A 14,168-nucleotide genomic window follows, 5' to 3' on the forward strand; every position below is an offset into this window, starting at 1 on the left:
GACAGCGTGAGGGAGGGCTTTTTTAATGCAGAATGGATGGTAGTGCTATTATGTTGTCTGGCCCTGCAAGCATTGTTATACTTTACATACAGGGATAATTTCCCTCAAGTGTATAGCAATTTGGATAGCGGAAGACGTGAGAAAACGGAAATTCGCTGGCTATTATCAGGAGGATCGCATGATGAACATGGCAATCAATCCATTTCAATTTACGACAGACACGGCGACTCTTTGCCTATTTGATACGCAAGCTCTGAAGCATCGCTTGAACGATGAGCCTGATTGGTGGTCCATCGAAGAGGACGAGCTGGGGGAGTTGAATGCGGGAAACGCTGCTTTTTTGAATCTGGGAGCGGACGGGACGTATGAGGTTGTGATAGCAGATCATATCGAGCAGCCGACGGTGCGGCTGTTTTTGAAGGTACCCTCAGGAAACATATTTATTGGTGCAGGAGAGGAAGCCACAGGTGGTGAGTTGGAACCTGATTGTGTATGGGGAGGGTCATTCCTGTCTGTGCAACCCGGACTTTATGAATGCTTGGCTAGCAGAGAAAATAACCGTATATACCTTTCTTTAAAAAAAGGAAGCGAAGGCAGCAACAGCTTTACCAGTCTGATTCGATTGTAGGTTGCAGGATCAACCCGTAACGGATCAGACAAGCTACTCGAACAGGTGGAAGCCGATTAACCGAGACTGGGAAAAAGGAAAAGGCTATCCCCACGGCTTGCATATCCGTGAGAACAGCGCTTTATTCGTCTATTGATACTTTACAATAATGGCGTTGCTGATTTGGCGGCCGGGTGTGGTGAGGTAAGAGCCGTTGTAGTACAGTCCGCTGGAAGCACCGCCGTCCAGATTCATAGCCTGATAAGCACCAGCCTGCTTCATCATTTGGGCGAGCTGTGGAATAGTCGCTCCGCTTGTGGTCAGGAGGATCAGCTTATGATCCCTAGTAATCCCAAGTGCGCTGCGGGCGCCGCCGCCTGTTAATATTTTAGGGTCCTTGAAGCCTTCGGCTTTGACATTCAGGGAAACCTGGCCGTTCGTGACCAGACGAGGTCCAGCTTGAAGAGCACCTTCGACGCTGCCTTGGGTTAACCGTTGTTCAAAGGCAGAGCCCGACACGAGCTCGGCTAAATGGTTAGCATCGTAGGTGAAGACAGTGCGTTGATCGCCGGAGCTTTTTTTCAACATCTTGCCATGGCTGACCAAATAGCCGTAAGGCGTTTTGTAGGAGCTTTTGGTATAGGCGTCAAAAAATGTGCCATTAATGGCTACAACCGCTTGATTGCGTTTGGCGAGACTGCTTAAGTTCTCCACTTTACCAATGGTATCGCCCGCCAGTGCTACGTCTAAACTCACCTTGGGATGGAGCATGGAGATGGTGACCACCTTAGCGGAAAAGGTACGAGATCCAACCTTGAAGCTTTTATGAGCTGTCGTGATGGGGGTAGTGCTTCCGGGTAGCTTGCCGATAAGTACCGGAAGCGTAACAGACGTTGTACCTTGTGTAATACGCCCAGCTGAGTTTTCTTTTTGCCATAAAACTTGCAGGTTTAGATGTTGGCTGATGAACTGTAAGGGTACATAGGTAGTGCCGTTATCGGTAAAAGGTGCATTTTGCATACGAACTGTTTGGTCATTTACTTTAGCAGCAGCTTGTCCCGTAAATAATGTAAGCCGGGTATTGCCTTGCGCAATTTCTATTTTTTTGTCTGCTGGGTTCAGGTTGAGTGTGATCCCTTCATAGCTGTTTAGGAGGCGAAGCGGGATGAAGGAGTGGTTACTCTGATCCACATAAACCAGCATAGGTGCTGGTGCAGCAGCGTAGATCGGGGTTACAAGTAAGAGCATAGACAGAATAATAAGTGCGGTGATTCTTTTCATGAATAGATCAATCTCCTTATGTAGTCTTAACTATTGACGAGGTGCTTGTACTTATATCGGGTTTTATGAGTTATAAATGTATGTTACGCGAATTTTGAGTGTTTGGATGATACAGGAACGGGGTGGCTGGAGATGAGCAGGTATGAGACAAGACTTGAGGATTACCGTCGCAGGGAGCGCCCTTCTTATTGTGTATTTGAAGGATTGCAGGAATTGGTGCGCAGCGTGGGGCAACTTCATAATAACTGGTTATATGTGAATGTGGATCAATGGGATCAGGACCCTGTTCAAACACCGATTTATTATTTGGATGAGCATTGGCTGGAGGAATGTGCAGAGGACGGTACAGCCGCAACCAACGAACAGGACGAGTATATTCCCCTATGGATATCAGATCGTCAGGTTCAAACTTGGTTTGAACTGGCCACCTTTGAAAGTATTGTAGAAGTTCTTAAGGCTGCTAGACAGCCAGTGACGATTCAGATGGTGATTGTGGCGGTCAAATATTACGAACAGCACGATGCCTACCTGGATTATGAGGAGGTAAAAGCAGTGACAGACCTGTGGTCTGTGTTGACGAAGGTGAGAAACCACCTAACAGAATGAATAAAGCCTGTAGAACAAACCGGGGATACATAGACGACTGGGATGGGGGAGCAGAATGAGCTGGTTGAATCATGAATTGGCAGCACAGTGGCGACAGGAAGGCAAAAGGTATGCCGCAGATGTGAACGAATTTGTCAGAATCGGTATGGAAAGCCAGTGGCAGCAGGAGCAACCAGAGCCAAAGCAGGACGAACGCTCTAAGCTGGCCAAAGATATTTTTCGTATGATTCAGGAAGCGAATCAGGCAGGGGAAACAGAGCAGTTACGTCGGGAAATTCCGGCTGCATCCTGGCCGCTTACACCAGCATTCGAGGAGTCTTTGCAAGCCGTTAGGCCAATGGCTTTTATGAATGAAGGCAGTGAAGTTATTCTGCACGCAGGCAGTCCTCGGGAACGCGGAAAGATCTATGTGACGGGGAAAGATGGAATCAGGCAAATCCCTGGACCGCATCGTGTAGGTTGTTCGCCGGACGGGAGTTATTTTGCGCTGGTGGACGGACAAGGGATTCGGATTATTCGTCACCCGGACCAGAACCTGGAAGGCGAAGAGACAGCGCATTTTCAATGGACGGATATACGTGTCCGCTTAAAAGCATCTATTCCTGACTTGGAATGCTTGGCGGATGAGGAACACCCTGAGGATATATTAGATGAAGTGATTCCGTTTAGCGATGGGCAGCGCCTGTTGCTGGTTTGCGGTTACGGTGTTTATTTGCTGGCTGGTGATCAGGTGGATTTGATCCATCCCAAGGCGTCTGAACGAAGAGAATTGGGGCTGGAAGACACGATTGCGGATATGGCGCATGGAGCTGTGTCGAAGGATGGACGCTGGATCGCTTATGGAAGCCAGATGAGTGAGCATTTGCTCATGGACTTAACGGATAAGACGGTGCATACATGGGAGCCGAGCTCCAGCTATCCGCATTATGCTCTATTTTCCAAAGATGATCTGGATGTCTGGTACAATGCCTGTCATTTCTACAACGGTGCCACCATTCAGGTGCTGGTTGCCGAAGTGGAGCAGGGACTTGCTCAGAATACGGAAGAATGGCCGATAATAAATGAAGAAATGCGAGTATACGCTGCAGTAGCGCTGACGCAAGGAGCTATTCTAGGTGATGCCTACGGATATCTCCGTCTTATGGATCGAGAGGGACGTGAACTTTGGCGCTATTTTGTCGGAAGTACGATATCTGGACTGGCAGTTACATCTGATGAAGGCATGTTGGCGGTTGGAACGTATGGCGGTATGCTTCATTTAATTGATTTGCAGCATGGTACCAAGGATGAATATACCATTGGCACTGCTCCAATTCACGAGACAGAGCGTTGGTTGCTCTGGCGTAACTATGAGCCATTGCGCTGGTAATACTAATATTCCGCAAATGGTGAAAAAAGCAAGTTCTGATAAGCTGAACATAAAAAGTATAGTGGCATATGATTGCAATGCTATTCTCATATAGAGACGCATGAGGCATACATCTATGATGCAAAATGCGATAAAAAGGAAAGAGGTGTGAGGACATGGACAAGAAAGCGGATATTCGCACATCCATGAAGGAGTTATTTGCACAGATGGATGAAGCCTTTTTTATGGATGTGGAAGAAAATGTACCGTTCGAAATGCGTGATGGGAACGTCGATGAGGAGGGATGGATCAAGTGGAAGCCCCTTCCTTCACAGATTACAGAACAGGAAGTTCGGGAAATGGAAGAAAAATACCATTTTGAGCTGCCGCTTCTGCTGAGGAATTTTATCATGTCCTACCATTATGTATCTTTACAATTCGATAATGAATCTATTCCGGGAGTATACTGGAGCGATTGTACGTTTGTAGAGTTTCCACGTCTGCCAGCAGGTCAAGGCTTAAAGGCATTTTATGATTTGATCGATCAATGGTCACCTTTGCTGTCAGCAGGCTATATTCCATTTGCCATTGCAGAAGACGATCAGGGCCCTGTATGTTTAAATGTAGGTAGCAGACATAAGGACGGCGATTATCCTATTGTCTGGTTCTTTCACGAGGATCTCCGGTATTTGGATGAGGATGAGCTACAGATTAGGAGTAACCTGCTTCCCCATGTGCAGGGGCTGTTTCCATCCACTGTCGAAATGTTTAACGTTATGTTTAAGCAAATCGGGCACTAACGATTCCCTGAAATGGAATTTTACTGTGCAGATTAACCAAGATATTGACATAAAAAATGAGGAATGTTATAAAAAAGGTAGGCTAGCACTCGAATGATGGGAGTGCTAACAAAGCTGAATCGTTTGCATAGCTCTTATCCGCTGGCCTTACATAGGTTTATATTTGAAAGGAGATATTCGAATGGAGAAAAAACAGTTTCAGGCTGAGTCCAAGCGTCTGCTCGAAATGATGATTAACTCGATTTACACTCAAAAGGAAATTTTCCTAAGAGAGCTGATCTCCAACGCAAGTGATGCGATTGACAAAATCTATTACAAAGCACTGACAGACGATCAATTAGTCTTTGACAAAGAGAATTATTATATTAAAGTAATTGCCGATAAGGATCATAGAACGCTAACTCTGCGTGATACCGGGATTGGGATGACCAAGGAAGAACTGGAAAATAACCTGGGCGTCATTGCTAAAAGTGGCTCACTGGCATTCAAAAATGAAAATGAGTCCAAGGATGGTCATGACATTATCGGTCAATTCGGCGTCGGCTTCTATTCAGCTTTCATGGTAGCAGATGTAGTTACAGTAACGACCAAGGCTTTGGGAAGCGATACTGCTTATAAATGGGAATCTACAGGTGCTGACGGTTATACCATTGAGGTGGCTGAGAAGGACGAGGTCGGAACCGAGATTGTTCTGAAAATCAAGGAAAACACCGAGGATGAGTCCTACGACGAATATTTGGACGAGTACCGTTTAAAAGCGCTTATTAAAAAATACTCCGACTTTATCCGCTACCCGATTAAAATGGATGTTACAGGCAAGCGTCTGAAAGAAGGAAGCGATAACGAGTTTGAGGATTACAAAGAAGAACAGCGTATTAACAGCATGGTGCCCATCTGGAGAAAAAATAAAAGCGAGCTAACCGACGAGGATTATCAAAATTTCTACGCGGAAAAACGCTATGGCTACGACAAGCCGCTCCAGCATATCCATGTCAGCGCGGACGGCGCGGTAGTGTACCAAGCGATTTTGTTTATTCCTGAGAATATTCCGTTTGATTTTTACTCTAAGGAATATGAAAAAGGGCTGGAGTTGTATGCTAACGGTGTGCTAATCATGGAAAAATCTCCTGACCTGCTGCCGGATTATTTTAGCTTTGTAAAAGGTATGGTTGACTCCGAAAGCCTGTCACTCAACATTTCGAGAGAAATGCTGCAGCATGATCGTCAGTTGAAGCTGATTGCCAAAAATATTGAAAGCAAAATTAAAGGCCAGCTGTTGACTCTGCTCAAAAATGATCGGGAGAAATATGATCAATTCTACAAATCATTTGGAAGACAATTGAAATTTGGTGTGTACAACGATTACGGCAGACATAAAGAAACCCTTCAGGATCTGCTTATGTTCTACTCTTCTACAGAGAAAAAGCAGGTTACTTTGGACGAATATGTATCTCGTATGCCAGAGGATCAAAAGTATATTTATTATGCTTCCGGGGAGTCCAATGAGCGTATTGAAAAGCTACCGCAGACCGAATTGGTGGCCGATAAAGGCTACGAAATTTTGTACTTCACTGATGATATTGATGAGTTCGCTATTAAAATGCTCTTAAGCTATAAAGAGAAAGAATTCAAATCCGTATCGAGTGGCGATCTGGGCATTGAGTCTGACGAAAATGAGAAAGAAACTGAAGCGGAACAAAACGACAACAAGGAGTTGTTCGAGTACATGAAGGGCTTGCTGGAAGGCAAAGTATCCAGTGTTAAAGCCTCCAAGCGCTTGAAGACACATCCGGTATGTCTGTCCGCTGACGGCGAAGTGACTATTGAGATGGAGAAAATTTTGAACGCCATGCCGAATAACGCTGATGTCAAAGCAAATAAAGTGCTGGAAATCAACGTGAACCATGCGGTGTTCAACTCTTTGAAAGAAGCCTTTGCCGAGGATAAGGAGAAAGTGAACCTCTATACGGCATTACTGTACAATCAAGCTTTGCTGATCGAGGGCTTGCCACTGCAAGATCCGGTTGAATTCACGAACGATATTTGCAAAATCATGGTTTAATACGCTTTATTACGATATAGAGCCGTTCCCACACCGGGGGCGGCTTTATTTATTATGACACTTCTTAAAGCTCCATAATAGGCCGTATAACGCTTATAGTAGAAGCATAAGGCCTTGCACTGTGCCGACTATTCAATACCTAGGAGGGCGATTGTATGAGTCTGGATCGAGATCCATTGAACCCCCAAAGTTTAAGCCGAAGTGAGCTTATACAGTTGGTGGAAAAAATCATCAGAGGCGAGGGAACAGAGGAGGAAATCGACAGCATGCTTACCGTAGTCATGCAAAATACACCTCATCCGGGGATTAGTAATTTGATCTACTGGGATGACCGTAATTTGAGTGCGGCAGAGATTGTAGATGAAGCATTACGCTATCAGCCCATTTTTGTACCGCCTCATGAATCTTCTTCATAGCATGCGGAGGGGTAGTCTTTTATTAAAAAATAAGATAATATAATTTTTTTAAAGGTTATGAGTATCATATTCAAGAAAACTTCCGTTAAAGGTGTGCTGGCTTCCCTGTAATGTATGGAGAAATGTTTGCTTTTTGCTCGCTTTACGGAGAATTTATGCCTAATTTTGGGGTTTGTAAAATTTTTGTGACATGCTTCTGTGAATTTTGACACAGCAAATTGTCGTTTTTCTTGATTATTTGGTGGGATGTCTTTATAATCATTTTGTTTGCAAGAATGAATAGCGATTAGCGTATGGAATAAGGAGGTTATTTATTTTGGGAAAAGCATTGATTATTGGCGCCGGTGGCGTGGCCAGCGTTGTGGTGCATAAATGTTGCCAAAACCCAGATGTATTTGAAGAAATTTGTATCGCAAGCAGAACTGTTGAGAAATGCGATGCGCTTAAAGAGAAGCTGGGTGGAGGTCGTACGAAGATCCAAACGGCTCAGCTTGATGCTGACAACACCGACATGGTCATTGACTTGATTCGAAGCTTTCAACCGGATGTAGTTATCAATGTGGCTCTCCCTTATCAGGATTTGACGATAATGGATGCTTGCCTTGAGACAGGTGTTCATTACGTTGATACGGCGAACTATGAACCGCCGGATACGCCGAAGTTTGAATACAGCTGGCAATGGGCCTACAAAGAAAGATTCGAAAAAGCAGGAATTACAGCTCTGCTGGGCAGCGGTTTTGATCCAGGCGTGACTGGAGTATTTACGGCTTATGCTCAAAAGCACTATTTTGATGAAATTCATACGATTGATATTGTGGATGCGAATGCAGGGGACCACGGATATCCTTTTGCAACTAATTTTAATCCGGAAATCAATATTCGTGAAATTACAGCGAAAGGCCGTTACTTTGAAAACGGAGAATGGATTGAAACTGAGCCGCTTTCTGAGAAAAAGGTATACGACCTGCCTGAAATTGGACCGAAAAATATATATCTTTTGTACCATGAAGAACTGGAATCTCTTGCAGTGAATATTAAAGGCGTGAAAAAAATCCGCTTCTGGATGACGTTCTCGGACAATTATCTGAATCATTTGAACGTACTTCAAAACGTGGGCATGACTTCGATCGAGCCTATTGATTATGAAGGGCAACAAATCATTCCACTGCAATTCCTGAAAGCTATTTTACCGGACCCGGCTTCTCTGGGACCAAGAACAAAAGGCAAAACAAACATTGGCTGCATCATCCAAGGCGTGAAAGATGGAAAGCCAAAAACCTATTATGTTTACAACGTTTGTGATCATGAAGAATGTTATGCAGAGGTTGGCTCCCAAGCCATTTCTTACACAACAGGTGTTCCGGCTATGATCGGTGCAATGCTTATTATCAAAGGCCTCTGGAAAAAACCAGGCGTTTACAACGTTGAGGAATTCGATCCAGATCCATTCATGGAAGCACTAAATAAACACGGATTGCCATGGCAAGAGAACTTTACGCCAACGTTGCTTGATTGAGGTCTGCGATGAATATTGATATTACCGGACTCCCATCACCTTGTTATCTTGTTGACGAAAGACTTCTTGTCAAAAACCTTGAGGTTTTGAATTCTGTACAAGAGCGGACAGGTTGCAGTATTCTGCTCGCTCTTAAGGGTTTTTCGATGTTTTCGACCTTTCCTCTGGTTGGCAAATACTTAAAAGGCGTAACCTCCAGCTCGTTGTTCGAGGCAAGACTCGGTCGCGAGAAAATGGACAAGGAGGTTCACGTATACGCACCTGCTTATGTTGACAGTGAATTTGATGAGCTATTGGAGTATGTTGACCATATTGTTTTCAACTCTTTTGATCAACTGAAACGCTTCAAAAGCAGAGTGCAAGGCGTAACTTCCAAAAAAATCGACATCGGCATTCGAGTAAATCCGGAATATTCGGAAATCGAAACGCCGCTGTATGATCCTTGCTACAACAACTCCAGAATGGGTGTGACTCTGGCTAACTTTAGACCTGAGGATCTGGATGGCGTGGACGGTATTCATTTTCATACGATGTGTGAACAGAATTCTGATACGCTTGAGCGCACCATTAAAGTCGTGGATGAGAAATTTGGGCCATATATTAAGCAAATGAAATGGCTCAATTTCGGCGGCGGTCACCATATTACCAGAGAAGACTATGATCTGGACACACTGGTACGCTGTATTCAATATTTTCAGGACAAATACGGTGTGCAAGTTTATCTTGAGCCAGGCGAAGCCATCGCCTTGAACACCGGATATCTGGTTGCGACTGTATTGGATACAATGAAGAACGGAATGGACATTGCCATTCTGGATACTTCGGCTGAATGTCATATGCCTGATGTACTGGCTATGCCTTACCGCCCGAACATCATTGGCGCAGGCAAGCCTGGTGAATATGCACATACTTACAGACTTGGTGGACTTACGTGCTTGGCTGGAGATGTGATTGGTGACTATTCCTTTAAAGAGCCATTGAAGCCGGGAGACAAGCTTGTATTCTGCGACATGGCCCATTACACGATGGTCAAAAACCACATGTTCAACGGAGTCAACCTGCCAGCCATCGCCAGCTACAATGACGAAGAAGGCATCAAGGTAATCCGTCAGTTCTCTTACGAGGACTTTAGCTCGCGTTTGTCGTAAGACAAGGGTAATGTGAAATAACAGAGTGTACCAATTGCATGATCTTAAAAAAGAGCCTAGCCCCTTAAAAAAAGGGCTAGGCTCTTGGTGTAGTTAGAGTTTTTTGATTTTTGTACGCGCCTTTTGTATGTATCCAACACAACAGCAGGCAGTAAATAATAATTTAACTATTTGGAAAGTTACATAAATTTATTTAGGCTACCTTATAACTTCAGTAGAGATTTTATAGTCGAATACCTTTCCTCCAGGTTGAAGTCCTGGTACATCGACAGCTAGGTAGTATTCCTTACCTTTTTCAAGATCAGCATTTAAAGAATATTGGGCGTTTTTTGAACGTTTAATTCGTTTACCATTACTATCGTAAAGAGTTAGTTCCATCCAAGAATCAGGGTATTCGTCGCCTTCAATTATAAACTGAACTTCGTTCGATCTAAAAACCTTAATTTTAAATACATCGTAGGCTTCCCAGCCTCCTTGAACCTCTTTACCAAGGGTACCGATGACAGCATCACCTATAAAAAAATAGTTAGCTTGTTCAAAACTATCATTTGGCTCCTGTTCATTATATTCAAGTACAGAGGTTAGAGTTGATTCCTTTGCTACTGGTACAGAATTTGCTTCTTCGGCTAAAGCGACACTGGCAGAAGTACTTAACATAAGTGTCAGGCCTAATGAAGTTAACAACATTTTTTTCATTGATAAATTTCCTTCCTTTTTTGTGATTTATATTCATTTATATGAATATATTAGTAATTACGCTCGAGTTTATTGTATATCATTAACCAGGGAATTGGAATGATGAAAAGGAATATTTATCAATAAAATAGATATAATAGAACATTTTGTTACAAGATTGCACTTTGTATGTTTATAAGTTTGTTCTAAGGGATCTGTTTAAAGGTTAGGTTTCTTGGAGGAAAATATATATGGTATACTCTTTAGATTAGGAACATACTTAGGCATGACTTGGATAATAAATTGTAACGATAGGCAGAGGTGAATTGCACATGTTCGACCCGACCGTTTTTGATAATTTAAAAGTGGCTATGGAAAATGCGGTTTACGATCTGGATAATCTGGATTCACGTATTAACATTACACAGCGAATCGATAGATTGGAAATGTCGGTAATGTCGCGTGAATTTGGCGTACAGTTCAGTCTGAGAGAACAGCCGGGTGTGACGGCAGAACTTCAACTAAAAATGGATTTAAACAACCTGGCTGCAGAAATTTTGGAAATGGAAGACCAAACTCCGGGATGTAGCTTGTTGCTGTATTTTGATATGAAGATTCGAGAGATTGAGACACAATGCAGCCAGATTGAAAATATACTGACCGACATTTGGAAGCCCGAACTTCGACCAGTACAAACGTTAAGTCAGACTTACGGAGAGAAGACGTCTACATACCAAAACAGGATTGAACTCCGATTTTCCAGGCAAATTAACGAAGAGCAGATGGAGGATATTTCAGAGTTGTTGGAACACGTGTTGCTGACGCTTATGGAATTAAACAAGGTCTAACCCCCTCTTTCTCTTAATGAAAGACAGGCTGTTGTCGTTGGGGATGTAGAGGTAAAGGAGCTAAGGATATATGATAAATGAGCACGATTTTTCTGAAATATATGCGATTATGGAGTCTTCTTTTCCAGCATCAGAATGCAGGACGTTTGAGGCTCAAAAGGCTTTATTGAAGCATCCTAGCTATCGTATTATCACTGAAAAAAATGAGCAGGGTAACATAGTGGCTTTTTTGGCAGGGTGGAAATTCGCACATTTTCGGTTTGTAGAGCATATCGCGGTAGATTCCCGTATACGAGGTGGCGGATTAGGCAAAAAGCTTATGAGTAGATTTATCTCACAGTCTGATCATCCGGTAGTGCTGGAGGTTGAGCCGCCAGTGGATGAATGGTCACGGAGAAGAATCGGTTTTTACGAACGATTGGGATTCCATCTGAACCATTTTGAATATGTACAGCCCCCTTTAAGAGAAGGACAGGCGGATCTGCGGCTTCAGATTATGAGCTATCCAGGTGCGTTGGCTGAATCGGCGTTTGCTCCGTTTAAAGAGACTTTATATACCGAAGTTTATGGGCTTAAATAAGAGACTAGACAGCTAGTAGATAAAAGTAAAAGGCTCTGCTTATACCGTATGGGTACGGGAGCGGGGCCTTTGCTCTAAAAAGCTAGATGTGCTTCATTGTCGTTAATGTTTTGTCCATACCATCACAAATTCCTTCTCACCAGTCTCGGCATCCACTGACTCTGCTTGAATGGTAAATCCATTTTTAGTATAAAAGTTAAATGCTTTGGTGTTTGACTGATACACCTTTAATTGAATTTTCTCATGCTGTTGCTTAACCCCATCTAATAGTAACTTGCCATAGCCTTTTCTTTGAGAATCAACCCGTATAAACAGAGCAGCCAAGTATCCGTCCATCATGGAAATGAAGCCGCCGATCGTATGGTCATCTTGTATGATAACGTAGTTTTGAGCGAGGGGAAGGTACTTGTTCTCCATCTCGGCAGCTTGAGATGTCCAATACTGCGGAGCAATAAAATGATGGGCTTCTATAGAAGCATCCAGCCAGATGGCTACCAGTTCCTTTAATTCTTCTACTTTCGCAGGTCTAATCGACATTGTAACGCCTCTTTTCACAATATGTAATCGTATCTATAGTAGAGTATGATGAAATAAAAAAGACCGTCCGTGGACGGTCTTTCTACCCGTGGCGCTTAATTAAAGCCTTGATCCGTATCCCGCGCCTCCGTCAACTCTGCAAATTAGAGAATAACGGACCGGGTAAGGGATACGCTCAACATATGATTATTGATGTTGACGCACCTCCTTTCCTGATGCATTCATCTTACCATATCTGGTTGGTGATATCCAGTGATTTTCTTATATTTACTAGCATTATTCATAGAAAATATAATATAAATCGGCTTGCTTTTAAGCTCTATTCAAGATATAATCTTAATTACGGTGATTAAAGTATCGCCATCAATACATAGTATGCGGTCGTGGCGGAATTGGCAGACGCGCACGGTTCAGGTCCGTGTGGGCTAACCCCCCGTGGAGGTTCGAGTCCTCTCGACCGCATTATACCTAACAATTACAGGTTCTTGGATTGGCTGAATGCCTCCAAGAGCCTGTTTTTATATGGTTAAGATGCGTGCTATTAAACAGCCATTTTATTTATGCTGGAATATATATTTAATATAATCTTTTGCACTCTGGTTAATGTCTTCATCACTTGCTTGAAACGAGGCTCCGAAGACAGCGAAATAGGGTAATGTTACGGCGCCCACATGTACTGCGCTTGCTTTAAAAGGGGCTATAACTTCATCTACCGTAAATGTAACGGAACCAGTAGATAAGTAGTTTTCTTTTTTATCGCCAATCGACATGGCGATCCCTAGCTTCTTTCCTTTTAACTTATCACCTTTTGAACCATAAGCCCATCCATGGGCAAAAACATCATCAAACCACTTTTTTAATAAAGGAGGGTAACTATACCAGTATAAAGGGAACTGAAATATGATATTGCTGTGTGCTTCAAGTAACTTTTGTTCTTTCAAAACATCAATATTCCAGTTGGGATACTTTTTATAAATTTCATGAATTGTAATTTCATTGGAATATCGAAGCGATTCTTGTTTCCATCTTTGATTTACTCTGGAATTTTCAATATTCGGGTGTGCTAAAATTACGAGAGTCTTCATCATCAATCACCTTTCTTACATCGCATCATTTGCTTTTTGTGGATACGTATTATTATTCTGTAGGCTATAAAAAATGTAAATACACACAATAAAGTAATATAGTTACTTGAAAGTGTGCGTGGTACTTAGAGTGAAGATATGTGATTATAAAATGAATTCGATAAACTTAGTTATTTTAGTCTTGAAGAGGTGGTCGTATGAAACAATATAATTTAGGCATAGAAGCAACACTGGAGATCATCGGAGGTAAGTGGAAATCCTTAATCATATGCTTATTAATGTCTGGTAGAAAGAGGACCAGTGAATTACAGCGTAGTATTGCAGGCATTTCTCAAAAGGTTCTTATACAGCAACTTCGTGAACTTGAGAAGGATGGGATCATAGGCAGACATGTGTATAATCAAATGCCTCCAAAAGTGGAGTACTATATAACGGAATATGGAATTACAGCAAATGAAATTATTGATTTAATGTGTACCTGGGGAAGGACTAATATCAAAATAAGACAAGAGAAAGGAGAAGATGTGATATTGCTAGAAAATAAGTCCAAATGAATATTGGAGTTAAAGAGCGCTGTAGACTATGATGTTTACGGCGATTTTCTTTTTGGCGTAGAGTCGCAGTTCGGGGATATCTGTGTCATAGTATTTGATCGTTTA

15 protein-coding genes and 1 tRNA gene are annotated in these 14,168 nt (G+C 42.8%); 12 read left to right on the forward strand and 4 right to left on the reverse strand.

The window, feature by feature from the left end; genetic code table 11:
* Positions 1-181 precede the first annotated feature (181 nt).
* Complete coding sequence (locus MKX36_RS08160; RefSeq protein WP_340864513.1) at positions 182-628, forward strand: DUF6386 family protein; 447 nt, start codon at positions 182-184, stop codon at positions 626-628.
* 129 nt (positions 629-757) lie between these two features.
* Here the strand turns inward: MKX36_RS08160 and MKX36_RS08165 are convergent, their stop codons facing one another.
* Positions 758-1,888 (reverse strand): phosphodiester glycosidase family protein, encoded by a 1,131-nt coding sequence (locus MKX36_RS08165; protein WP_340864514.1) that lies wholly within the window; start codon positions 1,886-1,888, stop codon positions 758-760.
* 132 nt (positions 1,889-2,020) lie between these two features.
* Between MKX36_RS08165 and MKX36_RS08170 the strand changes: the two genes are divergently transcribed.
* The 7 genes from MKX36_RS08170 (at position 2,021) to nspC (ending at position 9,784) form a co-directional block, all read left to right on the forward strand.
* Positions 2,021-2,494, forward strand: a complete 474-nt coding sequence (locus tag MKX36_RS08170) for a DUF7716 domain-containing protein (RefSeq protein ID WP_044785467.1) — start codon at positions 2,021-2,023, stop codon at positions 2,492-2,494.
* Between the two features lie 55 nt (positions 2,495-2,549).
* Positions 2,550-3,863, forward strand: coding sequence for a PQQ-binding-like beta-propeller repeat protein (locus tag MKX36_RS08175; protein WP_340864515.1), 1,314 nt, complete (start codon positions 2,550-2,552; stop codon positions 3,861-3,863).
* 155 nt (positions 3,864-4,018) lie between these two features.
* Positions 4,019-4,642: an SMI1/KNR4 family protein gene (locus MKX36_RS08180; protein ID WP_340864516.1), complete on the forward strand. Its 624-nt coding sequence runs from the start codon at positions 4,019-4,021 to the stop codon at positions 4,640-4,642.
* Positions 4,643-4,823: 181 nt separating this feature from the next.
* Positions 4,824-6,704: a molecular chaperone HtpG gene (gene htpG, locus MKX36_RS08185; RefSeq protein ID WP_017425881.1), complete on the forward strand. Its 1,881-nt coding sequence runs from the start codon at positions 4,824-4,826 to the stop codon at positions 6,702-6,704.
* A gap of 155 nt (positions 6,705-6,859) precedes the next feature.
* A complete protein-coding gene (locus tag MKX36_RS08190) occupies positions 6,860-7,120 on the forward strand; it encodes a bacteriocin immunity protein (RefSeq protein WP_102997806.1) in 261 nt (86 codons plus the stop codon).
* A gap of 316 nt (positions 7,121-7,436) precedes the next feature.
* Positions 7,437-8,636, forward strand: a complete 1,200-nt coding sequence (locus MKX36_RS08195; RefSeq protein WP_016819676.1) for a saccharopine dehydrogenase family protein — start codon at positions 7,437-7,439, stop codon at positions 8,634-8,636.
* 8 nt (positions 8,637-8,644) lie between these two features.
* Positions 8,645-9,784, forward strand: coding sequence for a carboxynorspermidine decarboxylase (nspC, locus tag MKX36_RS08200; protein WP_016819677.1), 1,140 nt, complete (start codon positions 8,645-8,647; stop codon positions 9,782-9,784).
* 198 nt (positions 9,785-9,982) lie between these two features.
* Here the strand turns inward: nspC and MKX36_RS08205 are convergent, their stop codons facing one another.
* Complete coding sequence (locus MKX36_RS08205; RefSeq protein WP_126665753.1) at positions 9,983-10,480, reverse strand: hypothetical protein; 498 nt, start codon at positions 10,478-10,480, stop codon at positions 9,983-9,985.
* A gap of 311 nt (positions 10,481-10,791) precedes the next feature.
* On the opposite strand from MKX36_RS08205, the gene MKX36_RS08210 reads away from it, so the two are divergent.
* Together MKX36_RS08210 and MKX36_RS08215 are read left to right on the forward strand one after the other, a co-directional pair.
* Positions 10,792-11,307: a hypothetical protein gene (locus tag MKX36_RS08210; protein WP_340864517.1), complete on the forward strand. Its 516-nt coding sequence runs from the start codon at positions 10,792-10,794 to the stop codon at positions 11,305-11,307.
* Between the two features lie 70 nt (positions 11,308-11,377).
* Positions 11,378-11,887 (forward strand): GNAT family N-acetyltransferase, encoded by a 510-nt coding sequence (locus tag MKX36_RS08215; protein ID WP_290409090.1) that lies wholly within the window; start codon positions 11,378-11,380, stop codon positions 11,885-11,887.
* Positions 11,888-11,989: 102 nt separating this feature from the next.
* On the opposite strand, the gene MKX36_RS08220 is transcribed toward MKX36_RS08215, so the two are convergent.
* Positions 11,990-12,424 carry an N-acetyltransferase gene (locus tag MKX36_RS08220; RefSeq protein ID WP_025364542.1) on the reverse strand — a complete coding sequence of 145 codons (435 nt, stop codon included), beginning with the start codon at positions 12,422-12,424 and terminating at the stop codon, positions 11,990-11,992.
* A gap of 377 nt (positions 12,425-12,801) precedes the next feature.
* Here MKX36_RS08220 and MKX36_RS08225 point away from each other — a divergent pair.
* Positions 12,802-12,886, forward strand: a tRNA-Leu gene (locus MKX36_RS08225).
* Positions 12,887-12,978: 92 nt separating this feature from the next.
* Here MKX36_RS08225 and MKX36_RS08230 read toward each other — a convergent pair.
* Positions 12,979-13,509 carry an NAD(P)H-dependent oxidoreductase gene (locus MKX36_RS08230; RefSeq protein WP_340864518.1) on the reverse strand — a complete coding sequence of 177 codons (531 nt, stop codon included), beginning with the start codon at positions 13,507-13,509 and terminating at the stop codon, positions 12,979-12,981.
* Between the two features lie 197 nt (positions 13,510-13,706).
* Here MKX36_RS08230 and MKX36_RS08235 point away from each other — a divergent pair, with 197 nt between their 5' ends.
* Positions 13,707-14,063, forward strand: coding sequence for a winged helix-turn-helix transcriptional regulator (locus MKX36_RS08235; RefSeq protein ID WP_017425873.1), 357 nt, complete (start codon positions 13,707-13,709; stop codon positions 14,061-14,063).
* Positions 14,064-14,168: the final 105 nt, after the last annotated feature.

This window comes from Paenibacillus sp. FSL W8-0439, from assembly GCF_038008995.1.
In the GTDB taxonomy this organism is placed as follows: domain Bacteria; phylum Bacillota; class Bacilli; order Paenibacillales; family Paenibacillaceae; genus Paenibacillus; species Paenibacillus polymyxa.

What these genes read in the sequence shown, in the direction of transcription:
- MKX36_RS08160 (WP_340864513.1), top strand. Translation starts at nt 182, where the DNA reads ATGAACATGGCAATCAATCCATTTCAATTTACGACAGACACGGCGACT.
- MKX36_RS08205 (WP_126665753.1), bottom strand. Translation starts at nt 10,480, where the DNA reads ATGAAAAAAATGTTGTTAACTTCATTAGGCCTGACACTTATGTTAAGT.
- MKX36_RS08235 (WP_017425873.1), top strand. Translation starts at nt 13,707, where the DNA reads ATGAAACAATATAATTTAGGCATAGAAGCAACACTGGAGATCATCGGA.
- MKX36_RS08170 (WP_044785467.1), top strand. Translation starts at nt 2,021, where the DNA reads ATGAGCAGGTATGAGACAAGACTTGAGGATTACCGTCGCAGGGAGCGC.
- MKX36_RS08175 (WP_340864515.1), top strand. Translation starts at nt 2,550, where the DNA reads ATGAGCTGGTTGAATCATGAATTGGCAGCACAGTGGCGACAGGAAGGC.
- MKX36_RS08220 (WP_025364542.1), bottom strand. Translation starts at nt 12,424, where the DNA reads ATGTCGATTAGACCTGCGAAAGTAGAAGAATTAAAGGAACTGGTAGCC.
- MKX36_RS08210 (WP_340864517.1), top strand. Translation starts at nt 10,792, where the DNA reads ATGTTCGACCCGACCGTTTTTGATAATTTAAAAGTGGCTATGGAAAAT.
- nspC (WP_016819677.1), top strand. Translation starts at nt 8,645, where the DNA reads ATGAATATTGATATTACCGGACTCCCATCACCTTGTTATCTTGTTGAC.
- MKX36_RS08190 (WP_102997806.1), top strand. Translation starts at nt 6,860, where the DNA reads ATGAGTCTGGATCGAGATCCATTGAACCCCCAAAGTTTAAGCCGAAGT.
- htpG (WP_017425881.1), top strand. Translation starts at nt 4,824, where the DNA reads ATGGAGAAAAAACAGTTTCAGGCTGAGTCCAAGCGTCTGCTCGAAATG.
- MKX36_RS08165 (WP_340864514.1), bottom strand. Translation starts at nt 1,888, where the DNA reads ATGAAAAGAATCACCGCACTTATTATTCTGTCTATGCTCTTACTTGTA.
- MKX36_RS08215 (WP_290409090.1), top strand. Translation starts at nt 11,378, where the DNA reads ATGATAAATGAGCACGATTTTTCTGAAATATATGCGATTATGGAGTCT.
- MKX36_RS08230 (WP_340864518.1), bottom strand. Translation starts at nt 13,509, where the DNA reads ATGAAGACTCTCGTAATTTTAGCACACCCGAATATTGAAAATTCCAGA.
- MKX36_RS08180 (WP_340864516.1), top strand. Translation starts at nt 4,019, where the DNA reads ATGGACAAGAAAGCGGATATTCGCACATCCATGAAGGAGTTATTTGCA.